16 protein-coding genes are annotated in these 13,921 nt (G+C 44.7%); 10 read left to right on the top strand and 6 right to left on the bottom strand.

Annotated elements, in window-relative coordinates; genetic code table 11:
- Positions 1–567, top strand: a 567-nt coding sequence (locus GX654_12290; protein NLD37637.1) for a tyrosine-type recombinase/integrase, incomplete at its 5' end; no start/stop codon positions are given.
- 163 nt (positions 568–730) lie between these two features.
- Here GX654_12290 and GX654_12285 read toward each other — a convergent pair.
- Positions 731–1,147: a hypothetical protein gene (locus GX654_12285; GenBank protein NLD37636.1), complete on the bottom strand. Its 417-nt coding sequence runs from the start codon at positions 1,145–1,147 to the stop codon at positions 731–733.
- Between the two features lie 148 nt (positions 1,148–1,295).
- A complete protein-coding gene (locus GX654_12280) occupies positions 1,296–1,550 on the bottom strand; it encodes a hypothetical protein (protein NLD37635.1) in 255 nt (84 codons plus the stop codon).
- 637 nt (positions 1,551–2,187) lie between these two features.
- On the opposite strand from GX654_12280, the gene GX654_12275 reads away from it, so the two are divergent.
- Together GX654_12275 and GX654_12270 are read left to right on the top strand one after the other, a co-directional pair.
- Positions 2,188–2,931, top strand: coding sequence for a 4Fe-4S binding protein (locus GX654_12275; GenBank protein ID NLD37634.1), 744 nt, complete (start codon positions 2,188–2,190; stop codon positions 2,929–2,931).
- 100 nt (positions 2,932–3,031) lie between these two features.
- The gene (locus GX654_12270; GenBank protein ID NLD37633.1) at positions 3,032–3,493 is read left to right on the top strand and encodes a ferritin family protein; all 462 of its coding nucleotides are present in this window, start codon (positions 3,032–3,034) and stop codon (positions 3,491–3,493) included.
- 145 nt (positions 3,494–3,638) lie between these two features.
- On the opposite strand, the gene trxC is transcribed toward GX654_12270, so the two are convergent.
- Positions 3,639–4,088, bottom strand: a complete 450-nt coding sequence (gene trxC / locus GX654_12265) for a thioredoxin TrxC (protein ID NLD37632.1) — start codon at positions 4,086–4,088, stop codon at positions 3,639–3,641.
- A gap of 121 nt (positions 4,089–4,209) precedes the next feature.
- Here trxC and GX654_12260 point away from each other — a divergent pair, with 121 nt between their 5' ends.
- From GX654_12260 to GX654_12230, 7 genes are all read left to right on the top strand, one after another.
- Positions 4,210–4,773 (top strand): manganese efflux pump, encoded by a 564-nt coding sequence (locus GX654_12260; protein NLD37631.1) that lies wholly within the window; start codon positions 4,210–4,212, stop codon positions 4,771–4,773.
- A gap of 25 nt (positions 4,774–4,798) precedes the next feature.
- Positions 4,799–5,683, top strand: a complete 885-nt coding sequence (locus tag GX654_12255; GenBank protein NLD37630.1) for a DUF2156 domain-containing protein — start codon at positions 4,799–4,801, stop codon at positions 5,681–5,683.
- Positions 5,684–5,823: 140 nt separating this feature from the next.
- Complete coding sequence (locus GX654_12250; GenBank protein NLD37629.1) at positions 5,824–7,809, top strand: response regulator; 1,986 nt, start codon at positions 5,824–5,826, stop codon at positions 7,807–7,809.
- Positions 7,799–8,530: a HAMP domain-containing histidine kinase gene (locus GX654_12245; protein ID NLD37628.1), complete on the top strand. Its 732-nt coding sequence runs from the start codon at positions 7,799–7,801 to the stop codon at positions 8,528–8,530. Before GX654_12250 ends, GX654_12245 begins: the two co-directional genes overlap by 11 nt.
- 31 nt (positions 8,531–8,561) lie before the next feature.
- On the top strand, positions 8,562–8,969 hold the full coding sequence (locus GX654_12240) for an HTH domain-containing protein (protein NLD37627.1): 408 nt from the start codon (positions 8,562–8,564) through the stop codon (positions 8,967–8,969).
- Positions 8,970–9,083: 114 nt separating this feature from the next.
- Entirely contained in the window at positions 9,084–9,431 is a 348-nt protein-coding gene (locus GX654_12235; protein ID NLD37626.1) for a DUF3795 domain-containing protein, read from the top strand.
- Positions 9,432–9,654: 223 nt separating this feature from the next.
- Positions 9,655–10,671, top strand: a complete 1,017-nt coding sequence (locus tag GX654_12230; GenBank protein ID NLD37625.1) for a hypothetical protein — start codon at positions 9,655–9,657, stop codon at positions 10,669–10,671.
- 151 nt (positions 10,672–10,822) lie between these two features.
- Here GX654_12230 and GX654_12225 read toward each other — a convergent pair whose 3' ends face one another.
- From GX654_12225 to GX654_12215, 3 genes are all read right to left on the bottom strand, one after another.
- On the bottom strand, positions 10,823–12,097 hold the full coding sequence (locus GX654_12225; protein ID NLD37624.1) for a hypothetical protein: 1,275 nt from the start codon (positions 12,095–12,097) through the stop codon (positions 10,823–10,825).
- A gap of 66 nt (positions 12,098–12,163) precedes the next feature.
- Positions 12,164–12,541, bottom strand: coding sequence for a hypothetical protein (locus GX654_12220; protein NLD37623.1), 378 nt, complete (start codon positions 12,539–12,541; stop codon positions 12,164–12,166).
- A 333-nt stretch (positions 12,542–12,874) separates the two neighbouring features.
- Complete coding sequence (locus tag GX654_12215; GenBank protein ID NLD37622.1) at positions 12,875–13,693, bottom strand: SDR family oxidoreductase; 819 nt, start codon at positions 13,691–13,693, stop codon at positions 12,875–12,877.
- Positions 13,694–13,921 lie beyond the last annotated feature (228 nt).

The raw sequence follows: 13,921 nt of genomic DNA, 5'->3' as shown, positions 1-13,921 counted from the left end.
TGCGGTCTTCGACTTTTCGAATGCCTGGGCCTGCGGGTACATTGTTTTAACTTTGATATGGGCGTACTGACGATCCACGACGGCAAAGGTCAGAAGGATAGAACTCTTCCTCTGCCAAGTAAAATTCTGCCCGAACTCAGGGAAAACCTGGAAATGTTGAAAACCCTTCATGACAAAGATTTAAAGAGCAATTACGCCGGTGTATTTCTTGTAAATGCATTGGAGAGAAAATATATAAATGCAGCCAGGGACTTTTCATGGCAATGGTTTTTTCCTGCCAAACAACTAACTAAAGAAAGTAATTCCAGCGAGTACCGGAGATATCACCTTTATCCAACCCATGTTCAAAAGGCTATAAAAACAGCAGTAAGCCAGGCAAAGCTTACAAAGCGTGCATCAGCTCATGCGTTCAGGCATAGTTTTGCAAGCCATCTCCTGCAGGCTAATTATGATATCAGGACAATACAGGAGTTACTTGGGCATAGTGATGTCAGGACAACCATGATTTACACTCATACCATTAAGAGCCAGACAAAAAAGGAGGCTAAAAGCCCCCTGGATTTTTAGTATGCACATGAATAGTTAGCGCCCCCTTTAATATTTAAAAATATGCCTTCCCCAAATAGCATGTCTTGAGAGTTTTAAAAAAATTGTGAATAAAAAATTATGATGTCTATAAGTTTTTAGGGAGAATTTCTGTACGAAATATTTGAGGTTGGGTTCCTCAACATTACTTCACTTGCTGTATGGCAATATCAAGCAAATCATTAACCCTCAGTTCAATTGCCCATTTTTTCAGATAATCAAAATTAAGCGCATCGGAACAAGTTTTCAGAATTCCGAGAATATCACGCCATTGACGTTCAGAGACTTCACCACCAAGACGATACCATTCTAATTTTGCAAGGATCGTATCCTCCGGACTGGCAAAATTGGCGCTGATTTCAGTTTCAAAAGCAAAGGTCTGTTTTTGGGAGCGAGACATTTGCGATTTTAAAAATGGTCGAGGATGAGGGACAAAAATATCTACTTTGAACATTGTTTCGCAATGAATAATATCGAAGCTGGAATGCCGTCTGATAGCTTCGGCAATCATCTCATCGTCCACATAGAACTCATCTCCCAATGCTCTGACAAAGGGTTTCATATGTTCCATCCTCATTTCGGTGACAATATCAGAATCTTGTGTGGTTCACACCATGCCATGGAGCGTATTGGCCAAAGAGCCGCCTATAAGATATGGAACACCAAGAGCTTCGAGTATCCCTGTTACTTTGAATGTGACTTCAATCGGCTCATTTTGCACTGCTGATTTCTCCATAGATTTTACAGGCTGTTTCTTCTCCTAATAATAGACCAGCCAACCGGCGGCGGATTTCAGATACATCCGCATGGGGATATTTGGCGCGCAGACCTGCTAATGCCAGCATTTGCGACGATTTGTTGAGTTGTGCCAGCATGTTCATTTTTCGGATAGGGCTGGCTTGCCGCCATAATTGAATTTGCAGAGCTTCCATTTTAGGGTGTGTATCAGGAAATAAAACACTCATTGCTCACGACCTTTTCATATAGAGCTTAAACAGCGCTGTCGCCCTTTTACCTCCTTGCATAATTTGAGGATAAGCAAAACGCGCCAAACATAATTTTATTATCATACCATTATAAAAAAACAAATTAAAAACCAATTACCAGTTGCCAGTTAACAATTACACCTTTTTATCCATGCATTGAATAACCCAGGGGCCGGGTTTGCGTTCGGCGGATGAGATGTAAAGAAAAGGCACAGGGCGCATCCGCCGTCGTCAAAAACGTTCAGACTATGGCGGGGCTATGAGGCTCAGGGCACAAGGGGAAAGGATGAACGTCGAATGAAAATGATAAGAAGAAGGGTTCAAAGCTCAAGGCTCAAAGTTCAAAGCGTAAAGAAAAAACAATGAACGTCCAACATCGAACTTCCAACTTTGAACATCGAATGAAAAGCAAAAAAGGGCGCAAGGGAAAGGATGAACGTCGAACATTGAATGTAAAAACAATAATAGAAGAAGGGCACAGGCGCTGTACCCCTACAGATTTATATTAACTGGCTTATGGTGCAAGCAAGGGAAAAGGAGGTTTTTGACATGGGTCAAGGACAGGGGAAGCTGAACATTATACAATTCCTCTAAACTAATTAAGAGGAGACATATCATGAAGATAAAAAGAAAAATAATACAGATAGACGAGGAACTTTGTAATGGATGCGGACAGTGTGTTGTTTCTTGTGCTGAAGGGGCATTAAAGATAATTAATGGCAAGGCAAGGCTTGTCTCTGAGATATACTGCGACGGGCTTGGCGCATGCCTTGGGGAGTGCCCCACAGGCGCACTCAAGATAGTGGAGCGAGAGGCAGAGGGGTTTGATGAAAAGGCGGTTCATGAGATGCTCAATTCATCAAAAGAAGGGCATGACCATCCCGTCAAAGCACATACATGCCCATCCGCATCGCTTCAGACCTTTAATCCCGGCGCTGGCTGCCAAAAGGCAAATGAACCGATAAAGCAGGAAAGCAGGCTCTCTGCCCTGTCCCACTGGCCAATAAAGATAAGGCTTGTCCCGCCAACTGCGCCTTTTCTCAAAGGAGCCGACCTTGCGGTCGTGGCGGACTGCGCTGCCCTTTCATACCCGAACCTGCACAGGGATTTTATAGCGGATAGGGTTGTGCTTATGGGTTGCCCCAAGTTTGACAATCAGCAGGAATATGTACAAAAGTTCGCGGATATCTTTAATACTGCGGATATAAAAAGCATTACAGTCCCTGTGATGGAGGTGCCCTGCTGCCAGGGACTGCCTGTAATCGTGCAGAAGGGTCTTGAGCTTGCCGGTAAAAAGATACCCCTTACAAAGGTGGTTATAAGCCGGCAGGGTGAGATTATTTCATCTGCGACCCTTTAACTGCTATTGACCGGGGGTATCTAATGCTTTATAATTTTTTTCTTTTGTAATATTTTTTGTCAGGGATTCCCGGCTGGTTTACATTCTAAAGGAGAAAGAGATGAATTTTAAAACAATTGAAGAGATATTTGAGTATGCCATAAACAAGGAAAAGGAGGCTGAAAAATTCTATCAGGAGGCATCTGAAAGAGAGTCCTTTTCAGGCACAAGGGAGCTTTTCAGGGAATTTGCCCTTGAAGAGAGAGGCCATGTAAAGATGCTTGAAAATATCTCAAAGAAAAAGGAAAACCTGGAGAGCTTCAGGATGAAAAATATCCCTGACCTGAAAAGAAGCGACTACACTGTTGACATGGTCTACACGCCTGACATGCCATACGATGATATCCTGCGCCTTGCTGCAAAACGCGAGGAAAAGGCCTATAAGTTTTACACTGATCTGGCCGGGTTAGCAGACCAGGAGTCCCATAAAAAGGTCTTTATGGTCCTTGCACAGGAGGAGGCCAAACACAAGCTCAGGCTTGAGACCCTGCTGGATGACTACCAAGCCAGTATGGGCGGGTAGTTCTGCATCTTTGCTATTCACCCTGGGTGTGAAATGTAATCACCACGGAGGCACAGAGTTCACAGAGGGTTTTTATTTAAAAATCTTCTCTGTGTCCTCTGTGTCTCCGTGGTTAATGAAAAGTCTCTGATAAAACCCGTGGGAATTAAACAACAGTCGCGATCCTTTTTTCTATCTCCTGTCTGGGGAGCGCGCCTGTCATCCTCTCCACCTGCTGCCCTTTGTTGAAGATGAGCATGGTTGGGATGCTCTGGATATTAAATTTCATGGCCGTTTTCGGGTTTTCATCTGTATTGAGCTTCACCACCTTAAGCCTGCCGGTGTAATCCTTTGCGATCTGCTCAATGACAGGTGAAAGCATCCTGCATGGCCCGCACCATGGGGCCCAGCAATCCATAAGGACAGGCCCATTAAAGGCAAGCACCTCATTTTCAAAGGAATTATCTGTAATATCAAGGGGTGCATCTGATGATGCGCCGGCTCCAAGGGGCTCCCTGCATTTACCGCATACAGGCCTGTCATTTATTTTTGATACAGGCACCCTGTTTTTTACCCCGCATTTGGGGCATGTTATGATCATATTGTCATTTCCCATGGCATCTCCCTTTCATGATGGCTCTCTTCATCCTTCCTTCTTGTCTTCCGCGTTTAATTGCATTAATGTAAACATCATAACTATAATAACAAAAGTTTAAAAATCCAGGTTTTGCTATCATATGTCACATTTGACTATAATCCTTCTTGCCCTTGCCCTTGCAATGGACGCCTTTGCAGTATCGATTGCGAGCGGGATTGCGATTAAGGACCTTCGTATTAAACATTCCCTGATAATTGCCTCCTGGTTCGGCATATTTCAGGCCATTATGCCCCTTTTAGGGTGGCTGGGCGGGATCAAACTTCAGAGATTTATCTGTGAGATAGATCACTGGATAGTTTTCTGCCTGCTTTTTTTTATCGGGTGCAAGATGATATATGAGGCATTTAAGATTGAAGAGGTAGAAAAAAAGACAGACCCCATGGACGTGGCTGTGCTCTTTTCCCTCTCAATCGCAACAAGCATTGACGCCTTTGCCGCAGGGATAAGCTTTGCCCTGCTTGATATTGGGGTGGTGGAGCCGGTTATTGTTATTGGGCTTATAACGTTTATCATGTCCTTTATCGGTGTGTGGATCGGTGACAGGGGCACGCATTTTTTTGAAAAAAAGATGGAGATAGCAGCAGGGCTGGTGCTTATCGGTATCGGCATAAAGGTGCTCATAAGCCACCTTGTGGCCGGTTAACTTTTACAGGGAGAAAACAGTAATAATGACTCTTGATTTTAAACCTCTTGAGATACAGGACAAGGCACTGTTCAACAGATATTTTAAAGAAGACCCGCCTGAGATATCCGAACTCACATTTACCAATCTTTTTATGTGGCAGTGCCTCTATCACCCTGTATGGGCAGAGCAGGATAATATCCTGTTTATTGTTATGAACCCGGATAGTTCATCCCCATATGGTCTTCAGCCTGTTGGCCGGGGAGACAAGCAGAAGGCGATAGAAAAACTACTCGCCTGTCTTGATGGCAAAGCCAACAGGCCTGAAATAAAAAGGGCAGGAGAAGGTTTGATTAAAAATGTGGACAAAACCAGGTATACATGCACCCCTGACAGGGATAACAGCGACTATGTATACAAGACAACTGACCTGATCAACCTTTCAGGGCGTAAATACCACCGCAAAAAAAACCATCTGAACCAGTTTAAAAAGAGCTATCAGGCCGAATACCGCGAGCTTGACACAGACCTTGTTGAATGCTTCATAAACATGCAGGAGGAGTGGTGCAAGATGAGGGAGTGCGTGGAAAACCCCAACCTGCTCTCAGAAGATTATGCTGTGCGAAGGGCGCTTATGCATTTCGAACAGCTTGACTATAGTGGGGGAGCGATCATTGTAAATGGCCGCATGGAGGCATTTTCACTTGGGGAGCCCCTAAACCCTGATACAGCGGTTATACACATAGAAAAGGCAAACCCGGATATCCCTGGCCTCTATACCGCCATAAACCAGATGTTTGCCGCCAATGGCTGGCCGGATACAGAATTTATTAACAGGGAGCAGGATCTTGGTGTTGATGGGCTCAGAAAGGCAAAGGAGTCCTACAACCCCCATCACATGATTAATAAATATACTATTACAAGGCGATGAATTTTATTTTACCTAGACTAAGCTTTAATTATCTATTATTATTCTAATTTTCTTAATATCTCTGTTCGTTAAAAAGTATATTTTAGCTGTTACTCATAGTTGCCGAAAGTACGGTATGTGGAGATGCAGGGGTAAATGTAATGAATGATGATATCAGGAAAATACTGATCGTCGATGACGAGCGGGACTTTGTAATAAGCCTGACAGATATTCTTGAAACATATGGGTATAATGTTGGAACGGCCCATAATCAGCAGGAGGCCGTTGATACTATAAAATCATTTAATGCAGATGTGGTGCTCCTGGATGTCAGGCTCGGTCATGAAAACGGGCTTAACCTTATTAACACCTTTAAAGATGCCCGCCCCAATATTGTTACAGTGATCATGACTGCATTTGTAGAGGCGGATTCTGCCATAGAGGCGATCCAGGAGGGGGCCTACGATTACTTAAGAAAACCCCTGAACCCCCGTCAGCTTTTAAAGACCCTTGACAGGTGCTTTGAAAAACTACAGCTTGAAAGGGAAAAGATAGCGGTTCAGGAGGCCCTGAGCAGAAGAAACCTTGAGCTTGAACGGATGAATGCGCGCCTTAGGGAGAGCGAAGAGCGTTATCGTCTGCTGGTTGAGACCATGAATGATGGCCTGATCATGCAAGACCTTAACGGTGTCATAACCTATGTAAACCGGAAATTTACCAGGATGACTGGCTACCCAGAGGCTGAACTTTTGGGCAGGCTTGCCTCCGATTTTCTTGATGAAGCCAATATAAAGATATACGCAAGGTATATAGGTGTATGTCATGGAGGGGATATCTCTCCATTTGAGCTTACCTGGCTCAAAAAGGATGGCACAATGCTACCCACCATTGTATCTCCCCAGTCCATTATAGATGATGAAAACCGGCTGAGGGGCTGTTTTGCTGTAATAACCGACATAACAGAGAGAAAAATCGCCGAAGAGGAAAAACGCAACATGGAGCAGCACCTCCAGCAGGCACAGAAGATGGAGAGCATCGGGACCCTTGCAGGTGGCATATCCCACGACTTTAATAATTCCCTTCAGGCAATACTGGGATATACACAGATACTGCTTATGGACAAGAATGAAACCAACCCTGATTATTCAAAGCTTGCCAGCATAGAAAGGGCAGCGCAGAGGGCGAGCGAGCTTACCCAGCAGCTCCTTGCGTTCAGCCGCAAGGTTGAAAGCAAGATGAGGCCAATAGACCTGAATAAAGAAATACGTGATGTCAGAAACCTTCTTGAACGCACCATCCCCAAGATGATAGATATAGAACTCGATCTTGAAAAAAACCTTTATGTTATCAATGCAGACCCGTCACAGATAGAGCAGATCATGATGAATCTGGCGGTAAACGCAAGGGATGCCATTAATGAGGGGGGCAAGATATTAATCTGCACAGAAAACACCATGCTCTCCGAGACTGACTGCCGGACTTTTCACGGCCTTGTCCCTGGAAATTATGTAATCCTCTCCATGACAGACAATGGTAAGGGGATGACAGAAAAGGAGAGGGAAAGGATTTTTGAACCCTTCTTTACCACAAAGGCCCCTGGAAAGGGGACCGGGCTGGGGTTAGCTATGGTGTATGGGCTTGTGACCAAACACAACGGCCACATAGAATGTAACAGCAATCCGGGTGTGGGCACAACCTTTAGTATTTATCTGCCTGCTATAAAGCAGGAGATCTCTGCTGTAGTTGAAAAAAAGGAGGGGCCTGCGCCAGTGGGCGGCACAGAAACCATACTTATTGTTGATGATGAGCAGTTTGTAAGGGAGCTTGGGGAGCAGATCCTTAAAAAATTCGGATACAGGGTAATCACCTCTTCTGACGGCGAATCTGCTCTTGCAACCTGTTCAAAAAATATAGATCAAATTTCCCTTGTTATACTTGACCTGATCATGCCGGGGATGGGGGGTAAAAGATGCCTTGAGGAGCTGCTCAGGATAAAACCTGAACTCAAGGTTATTATCGCCAGCGGTTATTCCCCTGAGGATGATGCAAATAGTGCCATGGAGAGCGGGGCAAAGGGGTTTATAAGCAAACCCTATAATGTAAGGAATATGCTCAGTGAGGTAAGGGAGGTGCTTGATGCTGGATAACAGCCAGGGCAATCAGCCGCACATCACAGATCAAAATCAAAAAGATACCCTGTTCCTTGAAAAACTGGAGATGATTGAGAGGCTTGCCGCCACCATTGCCCATGATGTAAGGAACCCGCTGGGCACTGTAAACACCTCCCTTTTTGTGATAAGGACCGCTATAGAAAGGAACCAGCCTGAAAGGATAGAAAAGGCACTGAACCTTGCTGAACGCAATATAAAAAGATGTGACAGCATCCTTACTGACTTTTTAAATATTACCCAGATGAAAGAGCTCAGGATAATACCTGTAAACATAGATGCCTGGTTAAAAAAGATTATTGAAGGGCTGGACCTGCCTCAGAACATAGAGGTTATAAGCGCTCTAAACTGCGACCGTATCTTTAATATTGATCCTGATCAGCTTGGCAGGGCTATTACAAACGTGGTTAAAAATGGCCTCCAGGCGATAAAGGATGCATTGCCAGGGGAGATGATAATAACCATTGAATCAGGTACAGGTGACAACACATTCTTCATATCTGTATCAGATACAGGGGCAGGTATTCCCGATGAGATCGTTTCACGGGTATATGAACCCCTTTTCAGCGCCAGGCATTTTGGTATAGGTCTCGGTCTTACTGTTGCAAAAGAGATAGCGGAAAGACACAGGGGCGCCATTGCCATTCAGACAAAGGCAGGTTCAGGCACAAAGGTTACCTTCAGTATCCCAGCTGTTTAATATTTCGAACAAGACACCCGGGAGAATTTGAATGCGTATTGACAGGATGCTTGCAATCACGGTTATGCTCCTTAACCGGGACAGGATCATCGCAAGGGAGCTTGCTGAAAAATTTGAGGTCTCTGTGAGGACGGTTTACCGCGATATAGACGCCATCAATATGGCGGGCATACCTGTGATATCATACTCCGGTAATGAAGGCGGTTTTGGCATCATGGAACACTTCAGACTTGATCGCCAGCTTTTAACCCTTAATGACATGCTTACCATACTTACCGCCCTTAAAGGCATAGATACCGGGCTTATCCACAAAGAGGTTGAGTCTGCAATAGAAAAGATAACAAACCTTGTGCCAAAGGAAAAGGCCGACCAGGCAGAGCAGTTTTTTAACCAGATGGTTATTGATGTTGTACCCTATGGTTCAGGAAAAAAATACTGAAATATTTTTGCATGTTTTCAACCCTGACATACTGTTGTCACAGGGATAGTTTATCCTCTGGTAAAACAGATCCTTTGGATCGATCATCCTACTGAAAATCAAAAGGAGAAAAAGATGAGGGAAATAAAAGAAGATGTAAACCTTGTGGCATATTGCGGGCTATACTGTGGCGCTTGCAGGCAGTATCTCAGGGAAAAATGCCCCGGTTGTGTTGAAAGCATGAAGCTGGGCTGGTGCAAACTGCGCGCCTGCTGCAAGGAAAGGAACTACAGGTCATGTGCTAAGTGTGCTGATTTTATGGATGTCAATGAGTGCGGGAAGTTCAATAATATTATTTCAAAGATTTTTGCTTTTATTTTTCGTTCAAACAGAAAGGCATGCATTAACCAGATAAGGGAAAAGGGTATCAAGGGGCATACAGAGATCATGTACCGTCTCAACAAACCCTCTTTGCCGGTTTAAGGTTAGCACCGGTTACAACAACATGGAAATTATTGGTAAAAGACTTTCCATGCCTTATATGCTAAATAATTTTAAGTTTTTAAGAAAATAACTTGATATGAAAAAATATATCTAATATACCTTCTCCATGTTCAATGTTACAGGGTTTTGATAGCTGAAACGCCTTTTAAGGCCAGAGCCATTTATTAATATAGTTCAACTTGCGGATGAATCAGAGGTGTAAATGCCCGTTAGATATGGGCCGGAAGATCTGCCGGTGCTGTTATTATGCAATATGAATCCGGAATGGGAAGGGCCTGACAGGGAGGCTGCCCAGTCAACCAATAATCTAATGGCCTCTGCACTTAATACCGCCGGCCACACAGTAGATGTTGTTGAGATAACAGACAGCAGACTTGAATCTCTCCTGTCATGTTATTCCCCCTCAGAAAAAATATTATTCAATCAGTGTGAAAGCATACCAGGGCTGATTCATAGTGAGCATGAGGCAACCCTGATTATTGAATCCATGGGATTTACGTATACAGGGTCTGGGCCAGAGACACTTCGTCTGGCTGAAGATAAGCCCCGCGTAAAACAGGTGCTCGAATCGCTCAGTATACCGACTCCGGCCTGGAAGCTATATGAATGTCCATCAGCTCATGACTGGAATCTGTTCCCTGCAATCGTCAAAACCTCTCTTGAACACTGCAGTATAAGCCTTGACTCGGGGTCTGTTGTCATGAACCAGAAAGAGCTTGAATCGCGCATAGAATATATCATTGATAATTTCAACCAGCCTGCGCTAGTCGAGGTCTTTATAGATGGTAGAGAATTTCATGTGCCTTTGTGCGGGAATGGAAAAGTACAAATGATGCCTGTGGTTGAAATGGATTTCTCCGCCTTTAGTGATATACATGACCGCCTTTGTACGTATGATTCCAAATTCGACTCTTCATCCCAGCACTACAATAAGATAGAAAGCCGCATCCCTGCACCCTTGAAAAATACCGAACTTATCGAGCTGGAAAAGATATGCCTAAATGCCTACCATGCAATCGGATGCAGAGACTATGCCAGGCTGGATGTTCGAGAACAGGATGGTGTCTTTTATGTGCTTGATGTTAACCCTAACCCTGATCTGGATATTGATGCAAGCATAGCCTGTTCTGCAGGACATTGCGGCATGTCATATCCTGATATGATGAGCTACCTCGTTAATCTTGCAGCATACCGCCACCCTGTATTTGCAAAAATTTAGTTTTAATACCTTTGCAATATGCAGGACCATCACTTTTACCTCCACATAATAAAAAGCCGGTAAGCAAGAAACATATTCTTTTAACTTACCGGCTTTTTAAATTAACTAAAGCCTTATGCCCGGGATCTTAAGACCCAGAGGCATTTTAAAACTATCTCCAGTCGTCTATTTTGACTGACGCTGCGGGTACCATACCGCCTATCATCCAGTAGTTGTTGTTGTTCGAGCCTGTAACAACTACATTGAAATTTGCAGGCATCCTGAAACCGCCCGGTCCGCCAGGTCCACCGGGACCGCCTTTGGGAGCTGCTTCACCCGGATCGGTAACAAACTTGGTGAGTTTGTCTGCTGTATCATAGCCGGCACTGGCAATATTATTGGCAACGTTCGGACCTAAGACTGCAAAGGTACCGAACATTGTCCCCTGCTGATTAAAGATATTCTTGATTGCCAAAGCATAGTTCGGAAGCTCTGTCCAGTCATTGGCCTTCCAGTTTACAGCGGAAAGGAGACCCCAGCCCATTAAAAGCGTTACGACATTGTCGCCTTTTTTATATTTAGCGGGTGGTGGAGCTCCAGGCCTTGTAAATCCTCCTCCTGCGTTGCTCCTTCTGACAGCAAAAGGTTCCCATGGGGATTGCTCTTCGTTTTCAGCAATGATGATATTAATAGCATTCGTTGGATTTCCGACAGTACCTGTGTAGGTTGTCCCTATCTTTCCGCAGTTCCCGCCATTAATGGAAAGAAGGCTCCAGGCCCGGCCAATGGTTGTATTGGCATGGGCAAATGGTCCTACTGCGCCTATATCATAGTTAAGCCCTATTTCATCGCGAATGTTTCCGTTGATTACTGCCCCGGCCGCAAACCCGTTGTCGGAAATATTCACAGCAGGTGTGCCGGTAGAACCTATCGCAAGGATGACCGGGAAATACTCAGGTTTGGCGCCTGCCATTACAGCGTTGATGGCCGCGGTTTTAACTGTATATGTCCACATTTCACCTGCTTCTGATCCGGGGTTCATTTTTCCGAGTACTTCGTCAGGATCATGGCTTGTGCCCATCAGCATCTCATCAACCAGTTCCTTTGTCGGGAGTATGACAGGCATAAAATCGGTGTACCTTTTTTCAAGAAAAAGCTTCTGAAGCTCAGCATGGGTACCTGTGTAGGTGGCGGGTGGTGGATCATGTTTCAATTCTCCGGGGTCCTTTTCCTTATCGGAAAGAGATTTTGTAAATTTTTCCACAATCTCCTTCATTACATTATTACCGGAAAGGGGATTATTACCATTAATAATCTGAGCCTGGAGCTGCGCATTGTCTTTTCCCCAGACCGGACCGGGGATATACTGAATTCGGATTCCCGGCATGCCGTAATTATAGGCTACCTCTACTTCCTGTGGAGCGAATTCGCTCAGGAGTACAGGCACTGAAGGTTTTTTTAATTTGGATTCCAGATCAATTGCGAGGCGAACTGCCCCGGGAGCGCAGACACTTCAATGCCCCACCCCGAGGATCACGGCGTCTGCTTTTTCTCCGATCTCAGTCATCACGTTCGGAGGAATGTTGTCCATCCCTGCGCGAGCAATCACCATGTTAGCGTTAGGATAGTTGGCCTTGAACCATTTGCTCATCTCTTCCAGAAGACGACCGGAATTTGGAAAGCCGGTATTGATAAAGTAGATGGTTTTGCCGTCCAGTGTTTTCAGGCGCGGGGCCATCTGTTTTACTTCGATCGGCGGGGGTGTGCCCAATGGGTTAAGCACCGTTATTACGGGCTCCTTTTCGGTTGCTGCCATTGCGCCTGACGGAATGTTTATGCTTGCAAACAGTCCGAGGCAGGCGGCAGTGATTAATATTCTACGTAATTTCATGCCTGATTCCTCCAATAAAAAGTTTATTAACATTACCTTCTTAGGATTACGAGATTTCAGTATCTCTAACCCATTTGTTGGACAAAAAATGTTTGAAAGAGATAATATTGTTGTAGCAGCTATTTGTCAAGCAAGGAAGCATTATTGGCCAATAATAACACTTAGGGACTAAAAATTAATAATATTGCCTCCATTATGCAGTTTTTGACGCTAAAATGACTTTATAAAAATCTGAGAAATTAATATATTTAGCATGCAGAGACAAGGCATGCCTTGTCTCTGCAGTAATTACGGGATCGGATTTTTTATTTACCGACTTTCAAGAACAACATATTATGCCCCCCAGTTAACCCCGACATTACTTAAGGCTGCGCCGGAGACATCAACAACAGATGCGCCACCATCAACCAGTATTGTTGCGGCTGTCATAAATGATGACTCATCGCCTGCCAGGAAGTTGCAAATACCGCACATCTCCTCGGGTTTTGCCACCCTTCTTAAGGGAAGTGGTTTTGACATAACTGCAAATGCTCCGTCCAGATCGGTGTTCATGGCATTTGCAAGCCCCTGGAGAGAGTCTTCCAGCATCTTAGTCCTGGTTGCGCCCGGGCATACAACATTTACCCTGATCTTTTGCGGGCCGTAATCAAGGGCAACCTGTTTGGTAAGCATGATAAGGCCGGCCTTTGTAGTGCAGTATGGGGCCATTCCGGGCAGGGCAACAGTGCCGCCAAGGGATGCAATGTTTATTATGGAGCCGCCGCCATTAGCTATCATGTGCGGGATAACCTTTTTCATGGTCAAAAATGGGCCTGTCAGGTTTGTATCCATTACATCCTGCCACAGTTTTGGATCTAGGTCCACTACTGTTCCGCCCGGATCAATACCTGCGTTATTTACCAGCACATCTATCCTTCCGCCTAATTTTATGGTTACATCCATCATCTTCTGGATATCATCAAGGCTGGTTACACTCCCCGCGCATACAGCAATCTGGTCCTTTGGGAACCCTGCTGCCACCTTTTCAAGCTTATCCCTGCTCCTTCCTGTAATGCAGACCTTTGCGCCCTCTTTGATTAATCCACTGGCTATGGCTGTCCCGATACCGGAGCCTCCTCCTGTTACAAGTGCTGTTTTTCCTTTGAGTTTCATTATGTTGCCTCCTTTTTAGATTATACCCGAAGCATTTTTATCTTAATCCTCCGGGCGTGGTTACCGGATAATCTTCATCAGACCTGTAAATCTGGTCTACACTAAACTTTAATTTTTCAAAAATCAAGGAGAAGGGATTATTTACGGCCCAAGGTTTATGGTATGAGTGAAGACTGTAGGAACATGGGTATAAAAAAAGAGTATATTTTCACCACGGAGAGCACAGAG

This window comes from Desulfatiglans sp. (assembly GCA_012513605.1).
In the GTDB taxonomy this organism is placed as follows: domain Bacteria; phylum Desulfobacterota; class DSM-4660; order Desulfatiglandales; family HGW-15; genus JAAZBV01.
The sequence above is the reverse complement of the archived record's forward strand: the minus strand, read 5'-3'. Positions and strand labels throughout refer to the sequence as shown.